The organism is Pseudomonas sp. PNPG3 (genome assembly GCF_023093815.1).
GTDB lineage: Bacteria > Pseudomonadota > Gammaproteobacteria > Pseudomonadales > Pseudomonadaceae > Aquipseudomonas > Aquipseudomonas asiatica.
In genome coordinates this window covers 140,376-166,271 of sequence record NZ_JALLKV010000001.1, presented here as the reverse complement: position 1 = coordinate 166,271, position 25,896 = coordinate 140,376, and the positions used below count along the sequence as shown (strand labels likewise).

Below are 25,896 nucleotides of genomic sequence, written 5' to 3'. Positions count from 1 at the left end.
AGGTAGGCTCGGCTGGGCAGTGCAGGGGCACGGCACGACCGGGGCCGATCAGCGGCTGGCGACTGCCTGGACTTGTTTGAGCCAGGCTTCACGCTGTTCCGGCTTGGAGCCCAATACCGGACCGAAGGTCAGGGTTTTCAGGGGCTTTATGCCGCAGAACTCCAGGGTGGTCTTGCGCATTTGGTGCAGGCCCGGCATGCGATACACCCATCGGTAGTACCACGGCGGCGTGTCCATGGTCACCAAAAGGTGAGCCGTGCGACCCTTGAGCAGCTTATCCGGGAAGGGCGAGCCCTTGCGGTACTTGAAGGCAAAACCGGGCAGAAACACGCGGTCGAAGAACCCCTTGAGCAACGCCGGAATGCCGCCCCACCAGATCGGGTACACAAATGTCAGGTGTTCGGCCCAGGTAATGTCGTTCTGTGCGGCGATCAAATCGGGCTCAAGCAACTGGACCTGGTTATAGCCATCGTGCAAGACCGGATCGAAAACCAGGGTGTCCAGGCGCAGCAAGCGCACCTCATGGCCTGCTTGCGTGGCGGCCTCGACGTAACGTTCGGACACAGCGCCGCAAAAGCTGTCGTTCGAAGGGTGGCCGAGGATTACGAGCATGCGTTTGCTCTTCATGACAAACTCCAGGTAATGAAGTGCCAAGGGTAAAGTCTGCCCCTTACGGTAGAGTCAAGCGTTGCCGGTTAGCGGTAGAGACAAACAGTTCAGCAGCGCTCGGGTGTAGCCCGGCAAACCGTCGAATGAGTGGGCAGGAACGTAATGTTTCAGGGTCCCCGAAGAATATTTGGACAGGGCTCTGGGGCGGCATTTTTGCTTGATGGAAGCAGAAATGTACCCCCAGAAATACCCTTCGATACCCTCATCAGAATGCGCGATCGAGAACGGCGATTTCTGACAGCTTTCGAACAGGCCCTCGCTGGACTTTAGTGTACCTCCACGGTTGTGTGGCCGATAACGGGGCAGGGCTGGGGCCGTTTGGGAATGCTTTCACGAAGGGGTGCTTTCGACCCGAAGCTGCCTTTCGCTGAGGGCAGCAAAGGGAAAAAATATGACACAGCGAAACTTCATCCTAACGGCATTCTATGCAGACTTTGTTGAAGCCATGCAGGGAATGAAGGCCAATGCTCATCTGTGCTTCCGTTATGCGGCCTGTATCGAACAGCGCCAGATTCTAAAATTTGAGATTGGTTACCGATGCGCATATAGCATGGCATAAAGGCGTAGATTCGTGGCTACGCCTAATGCATGGATTAACTAGGGCACAATGTTAGCTCCTGACCAGCGCGATCATTTCGATTTCTACTTCAGCCCCCAGGGGCAGAGCTGCGACACCTATTGCAGCACGAGCGGGATACGGCGCGGCGAAAAACTCAGCCATAACCGAGTTTACCAGCGCAAAACATGAAAGATCAGTTAAAAAAACGTTTACTTTAACCACGTCTTTCATCTCGGCGCCGGACTCTAAAATAAGCGTCTCGGCATTCTTGAAAGCTTGGCGGATCTGCGCTTCGATGCCCGAAACCAGCTGCATGGTGCTGGCATCCAAAGGCAACTGACCAGAGAGGTACAGCATGTCGCCGGCCTTGACGGCATGAGAATATGCGCCGACGGCTCCAGGTGCGTTTTCTGACACTAAATGCTTTAGCATAAAACCCTCAGATTGGACATGTTTACTATCTTTCATCGCTATATTGAAACTTTGGCATTTCCCAGTGGAAGCGAATAGCCAAAAGCCGGAGAGCAAAACCTCCTAGGAAGGTGAGGAGAATCGCTTGATTATGTGAAAACCCTAAGCAGTCACAGGCGAAGTAGAACCAAGAAGCAACGAATGCAACACCCGCATAGAGCTCACGCCTGAACACCAGTGGAATATCATTGCAAAAGATATCGCGAAGTACGCCACCAAAAACACCTGTCACAACGCCACTCAAGGAAGCAATTAATAATCCATGCCCCATATCGAGAGCGGTCTGGCATCCGATCAAAGTAAAGGCAATAAGGCCAATTGCATCCAGAACCAGAAATAGAGATCTCAAGCGTCTCATTAATGGTGCGATCATGACCGTGAAAAGTGCTGCAATACTGGTGAGAATCAGATACTCGGGGTGTTTCACCCAAGTAAGCGGATAATGACCGAGTAAAATGTCTCGTACCGACCCACCGCCTAGCGCTGTTACACAAGCCACCAGTATTACGCCAAACCAATCCATGCCTCTCCGCCCAGCAGACAACGCCCCTGTCATCGCTTCTGCGGTGATCGCCATTAGATATATGTAAAGAAGCATAGGTAGTACCTGAGTGTTCAGGTGGATAACTCTACCTTCTGACTTCATTCAAAAACATCGACATTCAATAAGCCACGCTTATCACCCTATAAGCACAGAATATTGATTCGTTCTAGGTCGGGGAATAGCCTCTGCCCACCCCTTCGAAACGAATGAAAAAAATGAAAACCCAACCGTTTAAAAGCCTCGTGCCAGCCATTCACCGGGCGTCCACAGTCGTCTTTGACAACTTCGCCGACTTTGCAAACCGTCGCGAGCGTCAGCCTGATGGCTTCAGCTACGGCCTGACCGGAACCCCGACGAACCGTGAGCTGGAGCAGGCAATCTCTAGGCTGCACGGTGCAGCACATACCGTGGCTTTGCCTTCTGGGCAGGCCGCCCTGGTACTTGTCCTGCTGAGCTTCCTGAAGGCTGGCGATCACGTGATCGCACCAGACAACTGCTATGGGCCCACTCGCGAGTTCCTCGCCAACAACATTCGCTCGTTCGGTATCGACGTCACTTTCCTCCCAGATGGATCGCCACAGGCCATCGAGGACTTTGTCAAGCCCAACACCAAGCTGATTCTCGTGGAATCTCCTGGGTCGATCACCATGGAGATGCAGGACGTTCACAGCATCGTGCGGACTGCGAAGAAGCATTCCATCCTCACGCTGATCGATAACTCCTGGGCGAGCCCCCTTAACTTCCAGCCCATTACGCATGGGGTCGACCTGGTTGTCGAGGCGCTTTCGAAGGTAATCAGCGGGCACTCCGACCTCCTGATGGGAAGCGTCACGACCAACGACACAGAGCTCTACAAACGCATGCGTCTGCAGCAAGACCTACTGGGTATGTACGTGAGTCCGGATGATTGCTATCTGACCCTACGGGGCCTGGAGACTTATCCACTGAGGCTCGAGCACCAGAGCAAGAGCACACTCGCTATCGCCAACTGGCTGGAATCCCACCCGCTGGTTGAAAAGGTGTACTACCCGGCATTGGAAAGTGCTGAAGATCACCAGTTGTACAAAACCCTGTTCAACGGCCCAGGATCGCTGTTTTCCTTCTCGCTCAAATCAGACGAGCGTATTGGCAACTTCTTTGATGCCCTTCGCACCTTTGCAATTGGTGCAAGTTGGGGCGGTACACATAGCCTCGCTGCATATTATCCACAGCAAGTTATGGCTGGTCGGCAACACAATAAAATCAACACTTCATTGATTCGGCTATCTATCGGCCTGGAGCCAGTAGATTTGCTCTTGGAGGATTTGGAAAAGGCACTCAATCAAGCTCAGTAAGCTTTACCAAAAAGCTTTGATCATATGACCACAAAAAGAACAAGAGACGACATAAAATGACCGAAATTACGATGCAGGCGGTAAAACCTGAAATCCGTAAGAAAAGCTTCACGAAAGATGATTTTCTTTGGGTTCTCGGCATCTATGGCTGCGCCGTCGGGGGAGGTTCGTTGTTCTGGCCTATCAGCCTTGGGCTGTCGGGCTTTTGGGCAATGCTTATTCTGACGCTAATCGCATTCCCGATTACCTACTACAGCTATCGAGTGCTTTGCCAGTATATTTCAAGTGGTACCGTAACAGCCGAATCCACCAGTAATATCGTCGACACTACGAGGGAATTGCTCGGGGATCGCGCCGTTAGAGTGCTGAGTATTGCGTACTTCATGATGATTTTCCCATCACTTGTCGTCTACGCGATCACCATGTCAAACACCTTCATCGACTTCTTCAATACTCAGCTCGGTATCCCTGGGTTGAACCGCCCGCTGGTCGTAATCGGAGTTACGTTAACGGCGCTTCTGATCGCTCAAGGCAAAACAACCTTCGTTGTTAAAGCCATCGGGCTCATCGTATTCCCGTTCATTTTCTCCCTCATCTTCTTTGGCCTGATGGGTATTCCACACTGGAACACATCGTTCATGGTCACGGCGCATGACTATGGTGGAGTGAGCGGCATCATGGGCTCGGTGTGGTCGTCGTTGCCGATGGTGATCTACGCATTCAGCTTCACACCAATCGTTTCGAGCTTCGTTGCGCACTACAAGAAGCATTATGGCTCTGAAGCTCAGCAGCGAATCGGACGTACCTTGCTGATCGCAATCGTTGTGGTCGTGGTGACTGTGGTGTTCTTTGCATGGAGCTGCATTTTCGCCCTCTCGCCACAGGAACTTCAGGCAGCTCGTGGCGAGAACCTGACAGCCTTGTCCTACATGGCGAGAAAATTTGATAATCCGTGGCTGGCAATCAGCTCCCAGATCATCATCTTCTTCGCAGCCTTGAAGGCGTACCTGGCTCAGTACCTGGCTACCCGAGAAAGCCTGAAGGGCATTGCGAAAAACTACTTCGGCAGCAGCACCGAGTTTGTCGACGGTGGGGTGATGAAGGCCATTATCCTGACGCTGGTCTTCGCGATTACCGTGATCCCCGCCATTCCAAACCTCGACATCATCATGTTGATCAAATACTTCATGGTGCCGGTCAGCGTATTTGTGGTGTACTTCCTGCCACAGTATGCGTTTTACAAGTCGCCAAAACTCCAACACCTGCGAGGCGGATTGGTTAACTACTTCGTACTGACCATCGGCCTGCTTTGTCTGTTCAACGGCGTACAGAATATCATCAAATACCTCCTGCACTAAACCCAGCAAAAGGAAACGGACTTCCTTTTCAATCCAACACGCTGAATCCAAGTAGATTATCCAAGCGCTTGATATCGCCTTCCAATTGGATCCTCAGTAGACGTATCAGCTCCTTTGCTTCCAAAGACAGCCTTGAATCTTTCCGAAAAATCAACTTTGACGTAAAACGCACTTCTTTATCAAGCAACCTTGCTTCTAGTTTGTCAGGCAGGTAGCTAGACGCCACAATAGGATGCGCCAAGCCGACGCCAACGCCTTGAGCCACCAGCTCACAAACCGTCAGGGCATAGGGGGTTTGTACGGCAATATCAAGTTGCTTTGCCGCAGCGCCCATATGTGCTTCAAGCTCTAGGCGCGTGTGATCCTCAGCGTTCATGGCCACGAATGGGTACTTTAGCAAATCAGATGTCGTTAGCTCCTTAACGTGTCCACCTATAAGGCCAGGTGGTGAAACAATTAATCCTCTAGCACTGCAGAAGTTGTACTGCTCACAATCTTTCGTTTCGATTTCGTTTGCAATTATGCCGAAGTCAATCTCACCAGAGTGTACCCGTTGGTAAGCGCTGGCTGAGCTGCATACCTCAAAGAACACCGGCACATCAAACTTCTGACGAAAGCGTGCAATGGCCATTGGAGCCAAGAAATTTCCATACGCGGGATGCACAGCAAGACGTAGACTCGACTTTACACTGCTTTTCAGCGACCGAAGTTTGTGATCAATCATCGCCAAGCCGTTGAAGAAAGTCTCAACCTCCTCCATTAAGGCATGTGCTTCGCGGGTAGGAACCAAACGCCCGCGATTACGCTCAAACAACACAACATCGTACTTGCTTTCAAGCTTCTTTATTTGCTGACTTACAGCTGGCTGGGTAATCTCCAGCATTTTCGAGGCCATGCTTGTACTTCCGGCAAGCATTACGGCACGAAAAACCTCAAGCTCCCGATACATGTTGATTTTCATCGCTCATTCCTTTAAGAGGCGATTACAGTAAACGCTGAATGCATGACAGGGTTGGCGACTCTATAATGGAAAAACATATTAAGCTCAAGCAGCTATCAGTTTTTCAGCGGCATGGCTAATTTTAGGTGAAAAGCAGTTACTGGGGTTAGTGAAATATTTTCGTGCTGATCAATTTCGGTTCCCTAAACACATAAAAACTTAGTTCGATTGCTAGTCAAAAGTGGTGGAGTACCTCAAGTGAACGGTGGATATTGATCAGGCGTCAGGCATACGGAAGGTTACACACACCTCCAACGTCCGTTATGGGTGAATTCTGGCAGTGCTGAACGGCTGCAATGGGTCAAAAGCGGTCGGACGCGATCAGCTACCTGCGACCTGTAGCCGGTCAGCGGCGACACAGGCGGGGACGTTGTAATCGACCACTCGCTTGACGCTTACCAATACCCTCATAGGTTCTCCAGTCATTGATGTTGGGGCGGCGGGCAGGGGGGGCAACGACCGCAGCGCAGTATTGGCGGGTGGGGATCGTCCGTTTCGAGTAGCGGGGTGAATCAGGGGGAGCCGGGCTGGGAGGCGCAGGCATCGAGGTCTTCGAGGAACGCCTGCAGGATGGGTGGGCGCGATACACCGCGGCGGGTGACCACATCGAACGGCGAGCAGAGGTCCAGCAGGCTGGCACCCAGGCGACGCATGTCGCCCGTCTTGATCCATTGCTCGGCGAAGTGCACTGGCAAGAAGCCGATATAGGCGCCGGAAATGATCAGGATCGCCGCTGCCTCGATGTTCTCCACGGTCGCATCGGCCTTGGTGATGCCCAACTGCTCCAGGTCGTACTGCTGCATGTAGCCGCGTACCACGATCCGGCTCTGGCGCACGTCCTCCATCAGCCGACCGTTGCTCGCGTTGCTGGCGAACAGCGGGTGGCGCCGGCCACAGTAGAGTCCCAGGGCCTCGTCATACAGCGGCTGGTAGGACAACCCCGCGACCCGCAATGGGAAGTGGCCGATGGCCAGGTGCAGCCTGCCGTCGAGCACGCGCTCTTCGAGTTCCGCCGGGGCACCGATATAGATGTGCAGGTGGGCATCGTGCCCACGCGAAACAAAGCGCTGGGTGGTGCGCGGCAGGGGCGAGACGGGGTCGGTCAGGGTGGAGTCGATGATGCCCAGGTTGAGCTTGCCGCTGATGTGCTGCTTGAGCACGTCGGCGTCCATGCAGAAGCTTTCCACGGCACTGAGCAGGCGCAGGGTCGCTTCATGGATGGCCACCCCTTGCTCGGTCAGGCGAAAGCCACTGCGCCCGCGCTGGCAGAGCTTGACCCCCAGGCGGGTTTCCAGGTGCGACATCTGTTCGCTTATGGTCGACTGGCCGGCATTGAGCGCGGCCTGTGCCGCAGAAAAGCCGCCGCACCTGACGATCGTGGTGAATACCCTGAGCAGTTTGAGGTCGACATCGTGCAGCTGGATCACCGTAGCCTCCCGGTCGGGTGTCACATCGCCAGTGCTGATATGAACACCCGTGCATTGTTCTTGTCGCGCAAGCTAACCATGAGTACCTGGCCGCTGCAATGCCTGGTATCGCCGGGTTTAACCACCGGCAGATACTTCGGATACGGCGATGTATGTATCTGCACTTGCGCATTTTTCCTCGGTGGCACGGTTGCCATAGTGGATCGCAACGGTGGTCGAGCAGTCGCCCCGTCTCCTGAAACAGAACAAGAACTGGAGAAACCAGAACATGGCAAAGCACGGTTACGAGTCCGGCCGCCTGAACCTGCCCTTCGTGGGCCATTGCACGTTTGCCAAGGCCCCGGTGTGCACCGACTGGGCGGCGATCGACGCCGATGTGGCAATCCTCGGTGCGCCCAACGACATGGGCACCCAGTGGCGTTCGGGGGCACGTTTCGGACCCCGCGGCATTCGCGAGGCATCGACCCTGTTCTCCTTCGGCCATGCCGGCGCCTACGACTTCGAGGATGACGCCACCTACCTGACCGAAGACCAGGTCCGCATGGTCGACGTTGGCGATGCCGATATCGTGCACACCGACATGGCCAGCAGCAACGCCAACATCGAGTCGGCGGTGCGGCAGATCCTTGCAGCGGGGGCCATGCCGGTGGTGCTGGGCGGTGACCATTCGGTGCACGCCCCGGTCATCAAGGCGTTCGAAGGCCATGGGCCGATCCATATCGTGCACTTCGATGCCCACCTGGATTTCGTCGACGAGCGCCATGGCGTGCGCTACGGGCACGGCAGCCCGCTGCGCCGCGCTTCGGAGCTGGAACACATTGTCGGCATGACCCAGATGGGCATCCGCAACGTGTCGTCTTCCAACCGCGACGACTACGATGCCGCACGTGAGGCCGGTTCGCAGATCCTGTCGGTACGTGACGTGCGCCGCCTGGGCTGCGCGGGCGTGCTGGCGAAAATCCCCGAAGGCCGCAACTACTACATCACCATCGATATCGACGGCTTCGACCCGTCCATCGCCCCGGGCACCGGCACGCCGAGCCATGGCGGATTCTTGTACTACGAAGTGCTGGAGATCATCCAGGCACTGGCGCAGCGCAGCCACGGCCGGATTGTCGGCATGGACCTGGTAGAAGTGGCCCCGGCCTACGACCCCACCGGCATGACCTCGATCCTCGCCGCGCAACTGCTGATGAACAGCATCGGCTTCATCTTCCACGCGCGCGCCAAAGCCCGCTGACCCGGAGACTGTCCTGTGGACCACAAGGTAAAAGACTACTTGCAGGCCTTTGGTGTATCCGAGGCGACCCAGCACTTCCTCGGCAAACCGCAGCGCATGTTCATTGGCGGCGCCTGGCTCGAGGCCAGCGACGGTGGCAGTGCCGAGGTGGTCGAGCCGTCCACCGAGGGTGTGCTGACGCGCATCCCCATGGCCACTGCGGATGACCTTGATCGTGCCGTGCGCGCAGCACGTGCACAGTTCGATGGCGGTGCCTGGAGCCAGCTCAAGCCACTGGAGCGCGAGCGCCTGATCCATCGCCTGGCCGACCTGATCGAGACCCACGGCGACGAACTGGCGCAGATCGAAGCCATCGACATGGGCAAGTCGGTCGCCCAGGCACGCGCGGTCGATATCCAGGGCACGGTCGATACCCTGCGCTATTTCGCCGGCTGGGCCAGCAAGATCCACGGCCGCACGGTCGAGCCTTCGCTGCCAGGGAACTACCTGGCGTACACGCGCAAGGAGGCGGTGGGGGTGGTCGGTGCCATCGTGCCGTGGAACTTCCCGCTGCAGACCATGGCCTGGAAGCTCGGCGCGGCGCTGGCCACCGGTTGCACGGTGGTGGTCAAGCCGGCAGAGCTGACTTCGTTGTCGGCGCTGCGCTTTGCCGAGCTGGTGCAGGCCTCGGGTATTCCCGACGGGGTGGTAAACATCGTGACCGGGCGCGGCAGCGTGGTCGGCGAGGCGATGTCCCGTCACCCGGGCATCGACAAGCTGAGCTTTACCGGTTCGACACCGGTCGGCTGCTCGGTGGGCAAATCGGCGATGGACCAGATGAAACGCCTGACCCTGGAGCTGGGCGGCAAGTCGCCAGTGCTCGTGTTCGCCGATGCGGACATCGAGGCAGCGGCGCAAGCCGTGGCCAACGGGGTGTTCTTCAACTCCGGGCAGGTGTGCGACGCCGGCACCCGTGCGTATGTCGAACGCAGTGTCTACCCGGCGTTCCTCGAAGCGCTGGCCAGGTACACCGCCACCCTGAAGATCGCCCCGGGCCTGGACCCGGACTGTTTCATAAGCCCCATGGTGTCGCTCCAGCAACAGCAGCGGGTGCTGGACTACATCGCCCTGGGCAAGGCCGAAGGCGCGCAGGTGTACTACGGCGGCGAGCCGCTCGACGGCCCGGGCTTCTTCGTGCAGCCCACGATCTTCGCCAACTGCAGCAACGACATGCGCGTGGTTCGCGAGGAGATCTTCGGCCCGGTGCTGGTGACCCAGCCGTTCGACACCCAGGAACAAGCGCTGGCCCTGGCCAACGATTCGGAGTTCGGCCTGGCGGCGGCGATCTACTCCAACGACCTGGGCAAGGTCCATGGGCTGATTCCGCACCTGCGTGCGGGCACGGTGTACGTCAATGCCCACAGCACCCTGGACCCGTCCATGCCGTTCGGTGGCTACAAGCAGTCGGGCTATGGCAAGGACATGGGCGCAGAACAACTGGAGTTCCTGCTGGAGACCAAGGCGGTCTGGATCACCTTGCCCTGAGGTAACAGGGCCGTCCTGCGCCGCTGAAGGTTGGCGAGCGGCGCAGGTTTATCGAATGCATCGAATTTCAAAAACAAGAACCTGTCGAGGTGATGCCGATGAACAGCCAAGTGGATATCGAGCGAGCGCAAGACCTGGAAAGGCGCTTGCGCGCCTATGAAGAACTGGAGAACAAAGCGCACTGGCCGGGCGCATTGACGGTGGCCGACGTGGTGGCACTGGCCCTGCTGACGCTGGTGATGGTTGCCGGCGCGTACTACCTGGGAGGCCAGCCATGAGTGCTTCCCGCGAGCAAGAATTTCGCCTGAGCGCGGAACGTGGCGACACCCCCTTGCTGCCCAATGAGCGGGTTTGGGGTTTCTGGGGGTTTGCCTACGCCAACTCGGCGCTGGCGGTGGCCACCTGGGTGTTCCTGATCGGCGGCGCCACCGCGCTGTTCGTCGGGCCCTTGCAAGGGATTGCCGCAATCATCATCGGCAACATCATCGGCGTGGTCCTCGCCGCGTCGTCCACCTGCCTGCCGTGTGGCAAGTACGGCGTCGAGCAGTTCACCTTCCTGCGCAGCATGTTCGGCCTCAATGGCAGCCGCCTGGTGTACTTCCTCTCGGTGGTGGTGCTGACCATGGGCTGGCTGGCGGTGCTGGGGCTGATGTGCGGGCGGGCGCTGGACAACCTGGAAACCCTGGTACAGCAGAGCCAGCCCAACGGTGATGGCTGGCTGGTAACCGCGGGAGGCTTGCTGGCCATCGTGCTGGCGGCGCTGGTGGCCATGCGCGGGCCGGACATGATCCGCCGGCTGAGCGCGGTGATCGCGCCCAGCCTGATCCTGATCATGCTGGCACTGATGTACTTCATCTCCGGTCGCTACAGCTTCGACGAACTGCTGGCCATGCCGCCTTTGCAGCCACCGTTCGAGAACCCGCACGTCAACTTCATGGTCGCGGTGGAGATCAACATCGCCGCGGGCTTCTCCTGGTGGCCCTACATCGGCAACCTGTCGCGCCTGTGCAGCAACCAGCGCACGGCCTTCTGGCCCAACCTGGTGGGCATCTTCGCTGCGGCGTCGCTGGGCGAGTCAATCAGCCTGTTCGCCGCCACTACCCTGGGCAGCAGCGACCCTACCGCGTGGATGCGCCTGGCCGGCGGCATGGGGTTCGGCGTCATCGCCCTGAGCTTCCTGGCGCTGGCCAACCTGACCGGCATGGTCAACATCCTCTACACCGCGGTGATCGGCTTGCGCCAGCTGGCCGGCGAGCGCCTGCGCAGCGTGGGCTGGGGGGTACTGATCGGGCTGTTCTGCATCATCCCGGTATTGATCGTGATGTTCCTGCCGGGGATCTACGACGGCTTCTTCATCTTCCTGGTGTGGACATCCGCGCTTAACAGCGCCCTGGCCGGCATCGGCATCGCCGATTATTTCTTTTTGCGCAAGCAGCGCCTGAACCTGCGCCAGCTCTACGCCGAACAGAGCGTATCGCCGTTGCGCTACTGCAAAGGCTTCAACCCCATCGCGCTGCTGGCGCTGGTGGCGGGCTTCGCGATCTATGTGGTGGTGTTCAACCCGCAGACGCTGGCCCATACCGACTTCTTCACCTTCGCCACCGCCTCGCTGCCGTCCTGCCTGCTGGCCGGGCTGGTGCACTACGGCCTGACCCGGCTGCTGGCGGCGCGCCTGGGCTGGGGCGGCTACCCAAAGCGCAATGAACACAACATCCAGGCTGCCGGCCTTCGTGTACAGGACTAGAACCATGACCAAGCGATACGACTACATCATCATCGGCGCAGGCTCTGCTGGCTGCGTCCTGGCCAACCGCTTGAGCGAAGACGCCGGTACCTCGGTGCTGGTCCTGGAGTTCGGCGGCAGCGACCGCAGTGTGCTGATCCAGATGCCCAGTGCCTTCTCGTTGCCGATGAACACCAAGAAGTACAACTGGCGCTACGAGACCGTCGCCGAAGCGCACCTGGACAACCGCCGCCTGCATTGCCCGCGGGGCAAGGTGCTGGGCGGCTCGTCCTCGATCAATGGGCTGGTCTACATCCGTGGCCATGCCTGCGACTTCGATGAATGGGAAAGCCTGGGGGCGAAGAACTGGAGCTACCGTAACTGCCTGCCGTACTTCAAGCGTGCCGAGCAGTACAAGTTTGGCGGTGATGACTACCGCGGCGGCATGGGGCCGCTGGCCACCAACAACGGCAACAACATGCAGAACCCGCTGTACGGCGCCTGGGTCGAGGCCGGTGCCGAAGCCGGCTATATCAAGACCGACGACTGCAACGGCTACATGCAGGAAGGCTTTGGTGCCATGCACATGACGGTCAAGGATGGCGTGCGCTGGTCCACGGCCAACGCCTATCTGCGCCCGGCCATGAGCCGGCCGAACCTGACCGTGATCACCCATGCCATGACCCGGCGCATCCTGCTCGATGGCAAGCGGGCGGTTGGCGTGGAATATGATCACGGCGGCCAGACCCACAAGGTCCTGTGCAACCTCGAGGTGCTGGTGGCGTCCGGCCCGATCGGTTCGCCGCACTTGTTGCAACGCTCCGGCATCGGCCCCGAGGCCGTGCTGAAGAAGGCTGGCATCGAGGTGCGCCACCCCTTGCCTGGGGTGGGCGAGAACCTGCAGGACCACTCGGAAATCTACATCCAGTATGCGTGCAAGGAGCCGGTGACCCTCAACGGCAAGATGAACCTGCTGGGCAAGGCGATGATCGGTCTGCGCTGGTTGCTGTTCAAGGACGGTCTGGGCGCCAGCAACCACTTTGAGGCGGGCGGTTTCATCCGCTCATCCAAGGGCCTGCGCTGGCCGGACATCCAGTTCCACTTCCTGCCGGCGGCCATGCGCTATGACGGCGACAAACCGTTCAAGGGCCATGGTTTCATGGTGCTGACCGGGCCCAACAAGCCCAAGAGCCGCGGCCATGTGCGGGCGCTGTCGGCCGACCCGTACCAACATCCGGAAATCCGCTTCAACTACCTCGAGAGCGAGGAAGACCGGGAGGGCTTCCGCCGCTGTGTGCGGCTGACCCGCGAAATCATCGCCCAGCCGGCCATGGACCGTTTCCGCGGTGAGGAGCTGGCACCCGGGCCGCAGGTGCAGACCGATGAGCAGATCGACGCATTCGTGCGCGCCAACATGGAAAGCACCATGCACCCGTGCGGCTCGTGCCGGATGGGCGAGGATGACATGGCAGTGGTCGACTCGACATTGCGTGTGCATGGCCTGCAGGGGCTGCGGGTGATCGACTCCTCGGTGTTCCCGAGCGAGCCCAATGGCAACCTAAACGCGCCGACCATCATGCTGGCCGAACGCGCTGCCGACCTGGTGCGCGGGCGCCAGCCGCTGGCACCGAGCGATGTGCCGGTTGGCCTGGTTGGGGGCTGGGAGGAGCAGCAACGCAGCCGTGCGCCGCTGCGCGAGATGCCTGTCCGCTAAATAGCCGGGCTGACGCATTCGGTGCAGGAGCGCCCGTGTGTCGCGATAGGGCTGCGCAGCAGCCCTAGGATTTCAGCGCAGAAGCGAACATTGCCGGGGGCCGCTTTGCGGCCCTATCGCGACACAAGGCCGCTCCTACAGGGGATCGCGTCAGCCTGGCGGACTGAATGCGCTCCATTGGAATGATTTCGATACAGAATGGGGAGGGGCAGCGCTCAGTGTGCCCAGGGCTGCTCGAACGCCTGATTGGCATGGTTTTCTGGAGTGACTTCTTTACAGCCACGAAAGCCCTGATTGAATAAAACCACGCCAACTAGCGCTATTGGCGTTTGGCACAGAGCTTGCTCTCTACCTTGCACGCGATCGGATTTGAAAGTTGTTCATCCGGTCTCGAGGTTTGAACTTGTGACGTTATAAAAACAATTAGACTAGCAAGGTAGAAAACAATGAATAACTTGCCCCACGGTCACCGCCCGCCTGATGGTGACGCACACGAACTCAAGCGTAACCTGTCCAACCGCCATATCCAGTTGATCGCCATTGGCGGTGCTATCGGCACCGGCCTGTTCATGGGCTCTGGCAAGACCATCAGCCTGGCGGGGCCCTCCATCATCTTTGTCTACATGATCATCGGCTTCATGCTGTTCTTTGTCATGCGGGCAATGGGCGAACTGTTATTGTCCAACTTGAAGTACAAGTCGTTCATCGATTTCTCGGCTGACCTGCTCGGCCCGTGGGCAGGGTTCTTCACCGGCTGGACCTACTGGTTCTGCTGGATTGTCACCGGTATCGCCGACGTGATCGCCATCTCTGCCTATTCGCAGTTCTGGTTCCCCGACATCCCCTTGTGGATACCGGCGTTGGCGTGTGTCGGCCTGTTGCTCAGCTTGAACCTGATGACGGTGAAGATGTTCGGCGAAATGGAGTTCTGGTTCGCCATGATCAAGATCGTCGCCATCTGCGCGCTGGTCTGCACCGGTTTCTACATGGTGGCGGTGGCTTACCAGTCGCCGGCCGGGCATGCGGCATCGCTGGCCAACCTGTGGAATGACGGTGGCATGTTCCCCCATGGCGCCATGGGCTTCTTTGCCGGCTTCCAGATTGCGGTGTTTGCCTTCGTCGGCATCGAACTGGTGGGGACCACCGCCGCCGAAACCAAGAACCCGGAACGCAACCTGCCACGGGCGATCAACTCGATTCCCTTGCGCATCATCGTCTTCTACGTGCTCGCGCTGGTCGCCATCATGGCCGTCACACCCTGGCGTGAAGTGGTGGCCAACAAGAGCCCCTTCGTCGAGCTGTTCGTACTGGCCGGTCTGCCGGCAGCCGCGGGCATTATCAACTTCGTGGTGCTGACCTCGGCCATGTCGTCGGCCAACAGCGGGGTCTTCTCGACCAGCCGCATGCTTTACGGCCTGGCAGTGGATGGCGATGCGCCTGGCAAGTTCGGTGCGCTGTCCCGCCGCGCGGTACCTTCCAACGGCCTGATCTTTTCCTGTGTGTGCCTGACGGGCGGGGCGCTGGTCATCTACCTGGTGCCGAACATGCTCGAGGCCTTCACTCTGATCACCACGGTGTCGGCACTGCTGTTCATGTTCGTCTGGTCGATCATCCTGCTGTCGTACCTGGCGTACCGCAAGCAGCGTGGCCCGTTGCACCAGGCGTCGATGTACAAGATGCCGGGCGGCACGTTCATGTGCCGGGTGTGCCTGGTGTTCTTCGCCTTCATCCTGGCCTTGCTGGCGCTGGAGGCCGACACCCGCAGTGCGTTGTACCTGATGCCGGTCTGGTTTGCCGTGCTGGGCCTGGCCTATCGATCGATCTGGCGGAAAAGGCAGCAGGCCATGCAGCTGTCATTCGATGCCGATTGATCACCTTATTCACGTTTTGCCCAAGGGGGACGGCGCGTTGCGCTGTCCCCCTGTCGTCTTTTTGCCAAGCAGGGAATCTTTATGAGAATCCACGTCAACTTTGTCGACCGTGTTGGTATCACTCAGGAAATCCTCTCGCTGCTTGGGGCGCGCAACCTCAATCTTGATGCGGTGGAGATGATTCCGCCCAACGTCTACATCGATGCCCCAACCTTGTCCCCGGTGGTGCTGGACGAACTCTACGCTGCCCTGATGGACGTGGACGGCGTGCAGGAGGTGGCGCTGGTCGACTTCCTCCCCGGCCACCGCCGGCGCCTGCAGCTGGAGGCATTGCTGGCGGCGATGAGCGACCCGGTGCTGGCTGTGGACCCTGGGGGTCATGTGCTGCTGGCGAACCCGACCCTGGTCGCCCTGGTGGGGCGCGAGCCGGCCGGTGAGCCGTTGAACAGGTTGTTTGCCGAGCCGGACCTGGCCAAGACCCTGATCGACAAGGGCTTCCGCCTGCCAATGTGCGAGGTGGGCTTTCAGGGCCAGGCCCTGCTGCTGGAGGCCACGCCGATCAGCGGTGGCGCCGATGGCCTGGTGGGTGGCCTGCTGACGTTGTACCCACCCAGCCGCATCGGCGAGCGCCTGGCCTCGCTGCTGCATGACAACAGCGAAGGCTTGGGGGCGTTGCTGGGAGAGTCGGCGGCGCTGCAGGCGCTCAAGGCCCGCCTGCACAAGGTGGCGAGCCTGGAGGCGCCGGTACTGATCCAGGGCGAGACCGGTACGGGCAAGGAACTGGTGGCCCGTGCCTGTCACGCGCTGAGTGCCCGGCGCGATGCCTCGTTCCTGGCGCTGAACTGCGCGGCATTGCCCGAGAGCCTGGCCGAAAGCGAGCTGTTCGGCTACGCCGCCGGTGCCTTCACCGGCGCCCAGCGGGGCGGCAAACCGGGCCTGCTGGAACTGGCCGATGGCGGTACGGTGTTTCTCGATGAAGTGGGCGAGATGTCGCCGTACCTGCAGGCCAAGCTGCTGCGTTTTCTCAATGACGGCAGTTTTCGCCGGGTGGGTGGTGGCAGCGAAGTGCAGGTGAATGTGCGGGTGGTCTGCGCCACCCACCGCAACCTGGAAAACATGGTGATCGAGGGCGGCTTTCGCGAAGACCTCTACTATCGCCTCAATGTGCTCAACCTGCAGGTGCCGCCGCTGCGTGAGCGCGGCAAGGACATCCTGCTGCTGGCCGAGCATTTCCTGCGCCAGGCCTGTGCGCAGATCCAGCGCGCCCCGTGCCGGCTGGCGCTGGCCACCCATCCGCTGCTGCTGGGCAATCGCTGGTCCGGCAATGTGCGCCAGTTGCAGAACGTGATCTTCCGTGCGGCGGCCATCAGCGAAGGGGACGTGATCGACTGCGATGACCTGGAGCTGGCTGGCACCGCCCTGAGCAGCCAGCAAGCCGAGGGGCTGGAGATCGTCAGCCTCGAAGCGGCCGTGCAGGCATTTGAAAAATCCTTGCTGGAAAAGCTGTACACGAGCTACCCCTCGACTCGGCAACTGGCGGTGCGCTTGCAGACTTCGCACACGGCGATCGGCCAGCGTTTGCGCAAGTACGGCATCGCCAGTCGGGTCTCGTAGCCGGCCCGGAGCGAATACGCTCCGCTGGAGTGATCATGCTCCAGGCGGGCGTGGTCCCGGGTTCATTGGCCCGTGCTGTCAGGGTTGGCTGCCGGGCCCGGGCCACGGAGCGAATACGCTCCATCGCGCAGGCTTGGGATGGACCGAAATAAAACAGTAAGCCATTGATATATAAGAGTTTTAAAGAGTTGGCATCACCCTTGCTCTGTATCAGTCAGTCCTGCATCAGGACCTATCTGATAACAAGAGAGGAAGATCCATGAGCACGCTGCGTTTTACTCCTGAACACGAATGGCTGCGTCTGGAAGCGACTGGCGAGTTGACCGTCGGCATCACCAGCTATGCCCAGCAGGCCCTGGGTGACGTGGTGTTCGTGCAACTGCCGGAGCCGGGCGAGTACGGAGAGGGCAACGAAGTCGCGGTGCTCGAGTCGGTCAAGGCCGCCAGCAACATCACCATGCCTTTGCGCGGCACCGTGGTGGCCGTCAACCAGGCCCTGGCCGACGACCCCGAGCTGGTCAACACCTCGCCCATGCAGGACGGCTGGTTCTTCCGCATCCAGGCGGCCAACCCGTCGGAGCTCGACGGCCTGATGGACCAGGACGGCTACGACCGCTTCCTGGCCGACAACGCCTGAGCCAGGGGGCAGAGATGACCAATGCATCCATCCCGCTGGGCACTGACAACGAGTTCATCGCCCGCCACATCGGCCCGCGCGAGGGCGATATCGACGCCATGCTGGCGCTGGTCGGCCATGACTCACTTGAAGCCCTGATCGACAGCGTCATCCCCGCCAGCATCAGGGGCACCAGCGTGCTCGAGCTGAGCAAGGGGCAGGGCGAGGCTGAAGCCCTGGCCGCACTCAAGGCCATCGCTGCGAACAACCAGCTGTTCAGCAACCACATCGGCCAGGGTTATTACCCTTGCCACACGCCCACGCCGATCCTGCGCAACCTGCTGGAAAACCCGGCCTGGTACACCGCCTACACGCCGTACCAGCCGGAAATCTCCCAGGGCCGCCTGGAGGCGTTGCTGAACTTCCAGACCCTGGTCAGCGACCTCACCGGCATGCAGATCGCCAACGCCTCGTTGCTCGACGAAGCCACCGCCGCCGCCGAGGCCATGACCTTCTGCAAGCGCCTGGCGAAGAACAAGGCCCCGGCATTCTTCGCGTCCAGCCATTGCCACCCGCAGACCCTCGATGTGCTGCGTACCCGTGCCCAGCCACTGGGTATCGAAGTGGTCATCGCTGATGAAGCGTTGCTGGATGGCCAAGCCCTGGACGGCTATTTCGGCCTGTTGCTGCAGTACCCGGCCAGCACTGGTGCCATCACCGACCACCGCGCCCTGGTACAACGCGCCCATGCGGCGGGTGCGCTGGTGGCTGTGGCCGCCGACCTGCTGGCACTGACCTTGCTGACCCCACCGGGTGAGTTCGATGCCGATGTGGTGCTGGGCAGCGCCCAGCGCTTCGGCGTGCCGCTGGGCTTTGGCGGCCCGCATGCGGCGTACTTCGCCACCCGCGATGCGTTCAAGCGCGACATGCCCGGCCGCCTGGTCGGCGTATCCATCGACCGCTTCGGCAAGCCGGCCCTGCGCCTGGCCATGCAGACCCGTGAGCAACACATCCGCCGCGAAAAGGCCACCAGCAACATCTGCACCGCGCAGGTGCTGCTGGCCAACATCGCCAGCATGTATGCGGTCTACCACGGTCCCCAGGGCCTGGAGCAGATCGCCCGGCGGGTGCACCGCCTGACCGCGATCCTGGTGCAAGGGCTGAAACAGCTCGGGCACAAGGTCGAGCAGGCGCACTTCTTCGACACCATCAGCGTGGTCACCGCGAGGCCTTTGGCCGATGTGCTGGCTGCCGCCAATGCGGCACGCCTGAACCTGCGCCTGATTGACGAACTGCGGGTTGGTGTGTCGCTGGATGAAACCTGCGAACAGGCCAGTGTCGAGGCCCTGTGGCAGGTGTTCGCCGAACCCGGCCAGGCGCTTCCAAGCTTCACCGCGTTGGCCGCCGGCAGCAGCGATTGCCTGCCCGTGCCACTGCTACGCGCGACCCCGTTCCTGCTACACCCGGTGTTCAACCGCTACCATAGCGAAACCGAACTGATGCGCTACCTGCGCCGCCTGGCCGACAAGGACCTGGCCCTGGACCGCAGCATGATCGCGCTCGGCTCGTGCACCATGAAGCTCAATGCCGCCAGCGAGATGGTCCCGATCACCTGGCCCGAGTTCGGCGCCCTGCACCCATTCGCCCCGGCTGAGCAGTCGCAGGGTTACCGCCAGCTGACCGATGAACTGGAGGCCATGCTCTGCGCGGCCACCGGCTATGACGCCATGTCGCTGCAGCCCAATGCCGGTTCCCAGGGTGAGTATGCCGGCCTGCTGGCGATCCGCGCCTACCACGCCAGCCGTGGCGAGGCAGGGCGCGATGTATGCCTGATCCCGTCGTCGGCCCATGGCACCAACCCGGCCACGGCGCAGATGGCCGGCATGCGGGTGGTGGTGGTCAACTGCGACGAGCGTGGCAACGTCGATGTCGCCGACCTGCAGCTCAAGGCCGAGCAGCACAGGGCGCAGCTGGCTGCGCTGATGATCACCTACCCCTCGACCCACGGCGTGTTCGAAGATGCCATCACCCGCATCTGCGACATCATTCACGAGCACGGCGGCCAGGTGTATCTGGATGGCGCCAACATGAACGCCATGGTCGGCCTGTGCGCCCCGGGCAAGTTCGGTGGCGACGTGTCGCACCTGAACCTGCACAAGACCTTCTGTATCCCCCATGGCGGTGGCGGCCCCGGTGTCGGCCCGATTGGCGTCAAGGCGCACCTGGCGCCGTTCCTGCCCGGTCACGCCCATCTGGCGAGCCCGCAGGGCGCGGTCAGCGCGGCGCCTTATGGCAGTGCCAGCATCCTGCCGATCACCTGGATGTACATCCGTATGATGGGCGGGGAAGGGCTCAAGCGCGCCTCGCAGCTGGCTATCCTCAATGCCAACTACATCGCCCGCCGCCTGGAGGAACATTACCCGGTGCTGTACACCGGCGAGAACGGACTGGTCGCCCACGAGTGCATCCTCGACCTGCGCCCGCTCAAGGACAGCAGCGGCATCAGCGTCGAGGACGTGGCCAAGCGCCTGATCGACTTCGGCTTCCATGCCCCGACCATGTCCTTCCCGGTGGCTGGCACGCTGATGGTCGAGCCGACCGAGAGTGAGTCCAAGGAAGAACTGGACCGCTTCTGCGCAGCGATGATCTGCATCCGCGAGGAAATCCGCGCCGTGGAAAACGGCACCCTGGACAAGCTCGACAACCCGCTGAAGAACGCCCCGCATACCGCCACCGAGCTGGTGGGCGAATGGCCCCACGGCTATGCCCGGGAGCTGGCGGTGTACCCGCTGGCCGAACTGCGCGACAGCAAGTACTGGCCGCCGGTGGGGCGCGTGGACAACGTCTACGGCGACCGCAACCTGGCCTGTGCCTGCCCGCCGCTGTCGAGCTATCAAGATGCCTGACCCTGCCGGCCCGGACGCTTCCGGGCCGTGCTTGCCGACCGAACAACAAGGAATCTCACCCATGTTCCACAAGAGCCTGACCCTGTCCGATTTCGACCCTGCACTGTCCGCGGCCATCGGCCGTGAAGTGCAGCGCCAGGAAGACCACATCGAGCTGATCGCTTCGGAAAACTACACCAGCCCCCAGGTGATGCAGGCCCAGGGCACCGAACTGACCAACAAGTACGCCGAAGGCTACCCGGGCAAGCGTTACTACGGGGGCTGCGAGCATGTCGACGTGGTCGAGCAGTTGGCCATCGACCGCGCCAAGCAGTTGTTCGGTGCCGGTTATGCCAACGTCCAGCCACACTCGGGCTCCCAGGCCAACGCGGCGGTCTACCTGGCCCTGCTGCAGGCCGGTGATACCTTGTTGGGCATGAGCCTGGCTCATGGTGGCCACCTGACCCACGGGGCCAAGGTGTCGTCCTCGGGCAAGCTGTACAACGCCGTGCAATACGGCATCGATGCCAACGGCCTGATTGACTACGACGAAGTCGAGCGCCTGGCGGTCGAGCACCAGCCGAAGATGATCGTGGCTGGTTTCTCGGCCTACTCGAAGACCCTCGACTTCCCGCGTTTCCGGCAGATCGCCGACAAGGTCGGGGCCTACCTGTTCGTCGACATGGCCCACGTCGCCGGGCTGGTCGCGGCAGGCCTGTACCCCAACCCGCTGCCGTATGCCGATGTGGTCACCACCACCACCCACAAGACCTTGCGCGGGCCGCGTGGCGGCCTGATTCTGGCCAAGGCCGACCCAGAGCTTGAGAAAAAACTCAACTCGGCGGTGTTCCCAGGCGGGCAGGGCGGGCCGCTGATGCACGTGATCGCGGCCAAGGCGGTGTGCTTCAAGGAGGCCCTGGCGCCTGGTTTCAAGGATTACCAGCGCCAGGTCATCAGCAACGCCCAGGCCATGGCGCAGGTGTTCATGCAGCGCGGTTTCGACGTGGTCTCCGGTGGCACCGACAACCATCTGTTCCTGGTCAGCCTGATCCGCCAGGGCATCACCGGCAAGGATGCCGACGCCGCGCTGGGCCGTGCGCACATCACGGTGAACAAGAACGCGGTGCCCAACGACCCGCAGTCGCCGTTCGTGACCTCGGGCCTGCGCATCGGTACCCCGGCAGTGACTACCCGTGGGCTCAAGGAGGCGGAATGCCGCGCCTTGGCGACCTGGATCTGCGACATCCTCGACCATCTCGGTGATGCCGACGTCGAGGCCCAGGTGGCGCGCCAGGTGGCAGCGCTGTGCAAGCTGTTCCCTGTCTATCCGGCCTGACCTCAGGGCTTGGCGGCTGTCGGCAGTGTGCCGGCAGCCCATATCATCTAAGGCCAGGAGCCAGCCATGACCACAGAACAACTGCAACAAACCCCGCTGCACGACCTGCACCTGGCGCTGGGGGCACGCATGGTGCCATTCGCCGGTTATGCCATGCCGGTCCAGTACCCGCTGGGTGTGCTCAAGGAACACCTGCACACCCGTGAACAGGCTGGTCTGTTCGACGTTTCGCACATGGGCCAGATCCGCCTGCGCGGCGCAGAGGCCGCCAGGGCGTTGGAAGCGCTGGTGCCGGTCGACATCATCGACCTGCCGGTGGGCATGCAGCGCTATGCGCTGTTCACCAATGACGATGGCGGCATCCTCGACGACCTGATGGTGGCCAGGCTGGGTGACGACGAGCTGTTGCTGGTGGTCAACGCCGCCTGCAAGGAGCAGGACCTGACCTACATGCGCCAGCACCTGGAAGGTTATTGCGAGGTCGAGTCGTTGTTTGCCAGCCGGGCCTTGCTGGCCCTGCAAGGCCCGGCGGCGGCCAAGGTACTGGCGCGACTGGCGCCCCAGGTTGCCGGCATGACTTTCATGCAGTTCGCCAATGTGAGGCTGCTGGGTGTCGACTGTTACGTCAGCCGCTCGGGCTACACCGGCGAAGACGGCTACGAAATCTCGGTACCGGTCGAGGCGGCGCCCATGCTTGCCCGTTCGATGCTGGCCGAAGCCGAGGTCCAGCCCATCGGCCTGGGGGCCCGTGATTCGCTACGCCTGGAGGCCGGGCTGTGCCTGTACGGCCATGACATGGCGGTGCACACCACGCCGATCGAGGCCAGCCTGGGCTGGGCGATCTCCAAGGCCCGGCGTGCCGAGGGTGAGCGCGCTGGCGGCTTCCCCGGCGCCGAGCGCATCCTTGCCCAGCAGCACGAAGGCGTGGCCAGCAAGCGCGTGGGCCTGCTGCCTGCAGAGCGCGTGCCGGTGCGTGAAGGGGCAGTGATCGTCGATGCTCGGGAGCAGGTGATCGGCCGGGTCACCAGTGGCGGTTTCGGACCCAGCCTGGGCGCGCCGCTGGCGATGGGCTACCTGCAGAGCGAGCAGGCAGCGCTGGGCACGCAAGTGTTCGCCCAGGTGCGCGGCAAGCAAGTGCCGATGCAGGTGGTGCGCACACCGTTCGTGGCGCAACGTTACTACCGTGGCTAAAGGCCAGACTGTCGGAGCATGAGCATGAGTGAAATCCAGACTGCCCCTAAGCGCCCGCAGCCCTTGCAGGCCGGGGTGAAACTGCGCGGCGCCGACAAGGTGGCGCGCATCCCGGTGAAAATCCTGCCCACCGAGCAGGTGCCGCGCAAACCCGACTGGATTCGCGTGGAGATTCCCACCACGCCGGAAGTGGCACGGGTCAAGGCCCTGCTGCGCAAACACAAGCTGCACAGCGTGTGCGAAGAGGCGTCCTGCCCGAACCTGGGCGAGTGTTTCTCGGGCGGCACGGCGACGTTCATGATCATGGGCGATATCTGTACCCGCCGTTGCCCGTTCTGCGATGTCGGCCATGGCCGGCCCAAGCCACTGGATGCCGATGAGCCGACGAACCTTGCCATCGCCATTGCCGACCTTGGCCTGAAGTATGTGGTGATCACCTCGGTGGACCGTGACGACCTGCGCGATGGCGGTGCCCGCCACTTCGCCGATTGCCTGCGCGAGATCCGCAGGCTGTCGCCGGGTATCCAGCTGGAAACCCTGGTGCCGGATTACCGTGGCCGTATGGACGTTGCTCTGGACATCACTGCGCAAGAGCCGCCAGACGTGTTCAACCACAACCTGGAGACCGTGCCGCGCCTGTACCGGGCGGCACGGCCGGGCTCGGACTTCGAGTGGTCGCTGGACCTGCTGGAGCGCTTCAAGCAACGCCTGCCGGCGGTACCGACAAAGTCCGGCCTGATGCTCGGTCTGGGCGAGACCGATGCCGAGGTGGTCGAGGTGATGCAGCGCATGCGTGAGCATCAGGTTGACATGCTGACCCTGGGGCAGTATCTGCAACCGTCTCGCAGCCACCTGCCGGTGCAGCGCTTCGTGCACCCTGACACCTTCGCCATGCTTGCCGAGCAGGCCTTGGCGATGGGGTTCAGAAACGTGGCCTCCGGGCCGCTGGTGCGCTCGTCTTACCACGCTGACCGGCAACTGCAAGCAGTTTAAGGGTTCAGATCAGCATCATTCGCGGTAAGTGCCTTTTTGCTTGGCGGCGTGAACCGCGAGTGCATCCATGAGTGGGGGCGACAAGCAGTCGTAAGGTTCCAGGCCAAGTTCACGCAGACGCTCGCGAATCGCCGCCATCAGTGCCGGTGGCGTGCCGCTTTCGATCACCGAGGACACGAAAGCGGCAAATGCCAGGATGAGGCCTTAGTTAACCATCACTTCGTCCAGTGCCTGCTCAAGGGTGCTGACCGTGCGCTCGATATTGTGCAGTTTTTCGAGCCCGAACAGACCGATGCGGAAGGTCTGGAAGTCGGCCGGCTCGTCACATTGCAACGGCACTCCGGCGGCTATCTGCAGGCCGTGCTCGACAAATTTCTTACCGCTCTTGATATCGGCATCATCGGTGTAGCTCACCACTACGCCCGGGGCCTGAAAGCCGGCTGCGGCCACGCTCTTGATGCCTTTGCCGGTCAACATGGCGCGCACCCGATCGCCCAGAGCCTGCTGTTCGCCGCGGACCTTGTCGAAACCGTAGGCTCGCATCTCGTCTATTACTTTGCTAAATCGCGCGAGAGAGTCGCTGGGCATGGTCGCATGGTAGGCATGCCCGCCCTGTTCGTAGGCCTGCATGATCTGCAGCCACTTTTTCAGGTCGCAGGCGAAACTGCTGCTTTGCGTCTGCTCGATACGCTCCAGGGCCAGAGCACTGAGCATCACCAGGGCGCAGCAAGGGGAGGCGCTCCAGCCTTTCTGTGGAGCGCTGATCAGCAGGTCGACTGCGCACTTTTGCATATCAACCCATATCGTGCCTGAGGCGATGCAGTCGAGCACGAACAGGCCGCCCACCGCATGTACAGCGTCGCCGACGGCCCGCAGGTAATCGTCGGGCAGGATAATCCCGGATGAGGTTTCAACGTGGGGGGCGAAGACAATCTGCGGCTTGTGCGCCTTTATCGCCGCCAGCACTTCGTCCAGAGGGGGCGGAGCGTAGGCAGCCTGGCGACCAGTGTCGACCGGTCGGGCTTTCAGCACCGTGGTGGCCGCCGGGATGTTGCCCATCTCGAGGATCTGGCTCCAGCGATAACTGAACCAGCCGTTGCGTATCACCAGGCATTGCTGACCGGTGGCAAACTGGCGCGCTACCGATTCCATGCCGAATGTACCGCTACCGGGCACTACCGCAACAGCCTGGGCGTTATAGACCTGTTTCAGGGTACTGGAAATGTTCTTCATCACGCCTTGGAACGTCTGCGACATGTGATTGAGCGAGCGGTCGCTGTACACCACCGAGTACTCGACCAGCCCCTCAGGATCAATGCTGGGATAAAGCTTCGACATGGGTGACTCCTTTGGCAGAGATGTCATTGGTATCGACCCTGTCCTTCGCCTTGTCAAATGCCAAGATTGACCGGGACTGATGAAATCCATGTGATACCGCGGCGCCTGCTTCGCGGCTGAAGCCGCTCCCCCAGGGGGTGTGGCGTTCTTGCCGGCCAAGCGTGAAAGCCCATGCTGGGCCAAGGTTGCAGCAAAGCATCGGCCGCTGGGCCGCCTGGCATCGTGTTGATCTGCGACCGATTGTGGGTGACTTTCGTCAGCTTGTATTGGCTGGTGTGGTGCATTAAGCACCATCGAGGAACGTCTCGGCGTGCCGCTGTTCGTGCGCCAGCACAATGCCCTGTTGGCGAATGATGCCGGGCTTTGTGTGGTGCACTATGCACTGTTGATCCATAGCCTGGGCCATTTGCGCGATGAGGTGTTGGGGATCGTGCTCAGGGGCTGTCAGGATCCCCGAAGAACATTTGGACATCCATATAAATCAAAAGG

At 60.9% G+C, this 25,896-nt stretch carries 20 protein-coding genes and 2 pseudogenes; 15 read left to right on the top strand and 7 right to left on the bottom strand.

Features of this window, described 5'->3' with window-relative positions:
* Nucleotides 1-48: 48 nt before the first annotated feature.
* From MJ643_RS00765 to MJ643_RS00755, 3 genes are all read right to left on the bottom strand, one after another.
* On the bottom strand, nt 49-627 hold the full coding sequence (locus MJ643_RS00765; protein WP_024086893.1) for an NAD(P)H-dependent oxidoreductase: 579 nt from the start codon (nt 625-627) through the stop codon (nt 49-51).
* 652 nt (nt 628-1,279) lie between these two features.
* Entirely contained in the window at nt 1,280-1,660 is a 381-nt protein-coding gene (locus MJ643_RS00760; protein WP_123084336.1) for a Rid family detoxifying hydrolase, read from the bottom strand.
* 25 nt (nt 1,661-1,685) lie between these two features.
* On the bottom strand, nt 1,686-2,297 hold the full coding sequence (locus MJ643_RS00755) for a trimeric intracellular cation channel family protein (protein WP_023662739.1): 612 nt from the start codon (nt 2,295-2,297) through the stop codon (nt 1,686-1,688).
* 161 nt (nt 2,298-2,458) lie between these two features.
* Here MJ643_RS00755 and MJ643_RS00750 point away from each other — a divergent pair, with 161 nt between their 5' ends.
* Nucleotides 2,459-3,577 (top strand): PLP-dependent aspartate aminotransferase family protein, encoded by a 1,119-nt coding sequence (locus tag MJ643_RS00750; RefSeq protein ID WP_023662740.1) that lies wholly within the window; start codon nt 2,459-2,461, stop codon nt 3,575-3,577.
* A gap of 56 nt (nt 3,578-3,633) precedes the next feature.
* Entirely contained in the window at nt 3,634-4,935 is a 1,302-nt protein-coding gene (locus MJ643_RS00745) for a hypothetical protein (protein ID WP_208209225.1), read from the top strand.
* 28 nt (nt 4,936-4,963) lie between these two features.
* Here the strand turns inward: MJ643_RS00745 and MJ643_RS00740 are convergent, their stop codons facing one another.
* Entirely contained in the window at nt 4,964-5,896 is a 933-nt protein-coding gene (locus MJ643_RS00740) for a LysR family transcriptional regulator (protein WP_023662742.1), read from the bottom strand.
* A 551-nt stretch (nt 5,897-6,447) separates the two neighbouring features.
* Nucleotides 6,448-7,362, bottom strand: coding sequence for a LysR family transcriptional regulator (locus MJ643_RS00735; protein WP_085663894.1), 915 nt, complete (start codon nt 7,360-7,362; stop codon nt 6,448-6,450).
* A gap of 268 nt (nt 7,363-7,630) precedes the next feature.
* Here MJ643_RS00735 and speB point away from each other — a divergent pair, with 268 nt between their 5' ends.
* From speB to lipA, 12 genes are all read left to right on the top strand, one after another.
* Nucleotides 7,631-8,602, top strand: coding sequence for an agmatinase (speB, locus tag MJ643_RS00730; protein WP_023662744.1), 972 nt, complete (start codon nt 7,631-7,633; stop codon nt 8,600-8,602).
* Nucleotides 8,603-8,617: 15 nt separating this feature from the next.
* Nucleotides 8,618-10,126 carry an aldehyde dehydrogenase family protein gene (locus MJ643_RS00725; RefSeq protein WP_169774773.1) on the top strand — a complete coding sequence of 503 codons (1,509 nt, stop codon included), beginning with the start codon at nt 8,618-8,620 and terminating at the stop codon, nt 10,124-10,126.
* 98 nt (nt 10,127-10,224) lie between these two features.
* Nucleotides 10,225-10,404, top strand: coding sequence for a hypothetical protein (locus MJ643_RS00720; RefSeq protein WP_031325569.1), 180 nt, complete (start codon nt 10,225-10,227; stop codon nt 10,402-10,404).
* Entirely contained in the window at nt 10,401-11,870 is a 1,470-nt protein-coding gene (locus tag MJ643_RS00715; RefSeq protein WP_023662747.1) for a cytosine permease, read from the top strand. Before MJ643_RS00720 ends, MJ643_RS00715 begins: the two co-directional genes overlap by 4 nt.
* Nucleotides 11,871-11,874: 4 nt before the next feature.
* Nucleotides 11,875-13,563, top strand: a complete 1,689-nt coding sequence (betA, locus tag MJ643_RS00710; protein WP_041506064.1) for a choline dehydrogenase — start codon at nt 11,875-11,877, stop codon at nt 13,561-13,563.
* A gap of 446 nt (nt 13,564-14,009) precedes the next feature.
* The gene (cycA, locus tag MJ643_RS00705) at nt 14,010-15,434 is read left to right on the top strand and encodes a D-serine/D-alanine/glycine transporter (protein WP_169774772.1); all 1,425 of its coding nucleotides are present in this window, start codon (nt 14,010-14,012) and stop codon (nt 15,432-15,434) included.
* An 81-nt stretch (nt 15,435-15,515) separates the two neighbouring features.
* Nucleotides 15,516-17,048: a sigma-54-dependent transcriptional regulator gene (locus tag MJ643_RS00700; protein ID WP_169774771.1), complete on the top strand. Its 1,533-nt coding sequence runs from the start codon at nt 15,516-15,518 to the stop codon at nt 17,046-17,048.
* A 259-nt stretch (nt 17,049-17,307) separates the two neighbouring features.
* Nucleotides 17,308-17,685, top strand: a complete 378-nt coding sequence (gene gcvH, locus MJ643_RS00695) for a glycine cleavage system protein GcvH (protein ID WP_085663889.1) — start codon at nt 17,308-17,310, stop codon at nt 17,683-17,685.
* A gap of 14 nt (nt 17,686-17,699) precedes the next feature.
* The gene (gene gcvP / locus MJ643_RS00690; protein ID WP_169774770.1) at nt 17,700-20,570 is read left to right on the top strand and encodes an aminomethyl-transferring glycine dehydrogenase; all 2,871 of its coding nucleotides are present in this window, start codon (nt 17,700-17,702) and stop codon (nt 20,568-20,570) included.
* A gap of 61 nt (nt 20,571-20,631) precedes the next feature.
* Nucleotides 20,632-21,885, top strand: coding sequence for a serine hydroxymethyltransferase (glyA, locus tag MJ643_RS00685; protein WP_085663887.1), 1,254 nt, complete (start codon nt 20,632-20,634; stop codon nt 21,883-21,885).
* Between the two features lie 66 nt (nt 21,886-21,951).
* Nucleotides 21,952-23,076, top strand: coding sequence for a glycine cleavage system aminomethyltransferase GcvT (gene gcvT, locus MJ643_RS00680; protein ID WP_169774769.1), 1,125 nt, complete (start codon nt 21,952-21,954; stop codon nt 23,074-23,076).
* 18 nt (nt 23,077-23,094) lie between these two features.
* Nucleotides 23,095-24,069: a lipoyl synthase gene (gene lipA, locus MJ643_RS00675; protein WP_169774768.1), complete on the top strand. Its 975-nt coding sequence runs from the start codon at nt 23,095-23,097 to the stop codon at nt 24,067-24,069.
* Between the two features lie 15 nt (nt 24,070-24,084).
* On the opposite strand, the pseudogene MJ643_RS00670 reads toward lipA, so the two are convergent.
* Nucleotides 24,085-24,258 (bottom strand): annotated as a pseudogene (locus MJ643_RS00670) (glutathione-dependent formaldehyde-activating protein); the annotation flags it as partial.
* A gap of 15 nt (nt 24,259-24,273) precedes the next feature.
* Nucleotides 24,274-25,407, bottom strand: coding sequence for an aminotransferase class V-fold PLP-dependent enzyme (locus tag MJ643_RS00665; protein ID WP_196184986.1), 1,134 nt, complete (start codon nt 25,405-25,407; stop codon nt 24,274-24,276).
* A gap of 280 nt (nt 25,408-25,687) precedes the next feature.
* Between MJ643_RS00665 and MJ643_RS31540 the strand changes: the two are divergent.
* A pseudogene (locus MJ643_RS31540) lies at nt 25,688-25,840 on the top strand (LysR family transcriptional regulator); the annotation flags it as partial.
* Nucleotides 25,841-25,896: the final 56 nt, after the last annotated feature.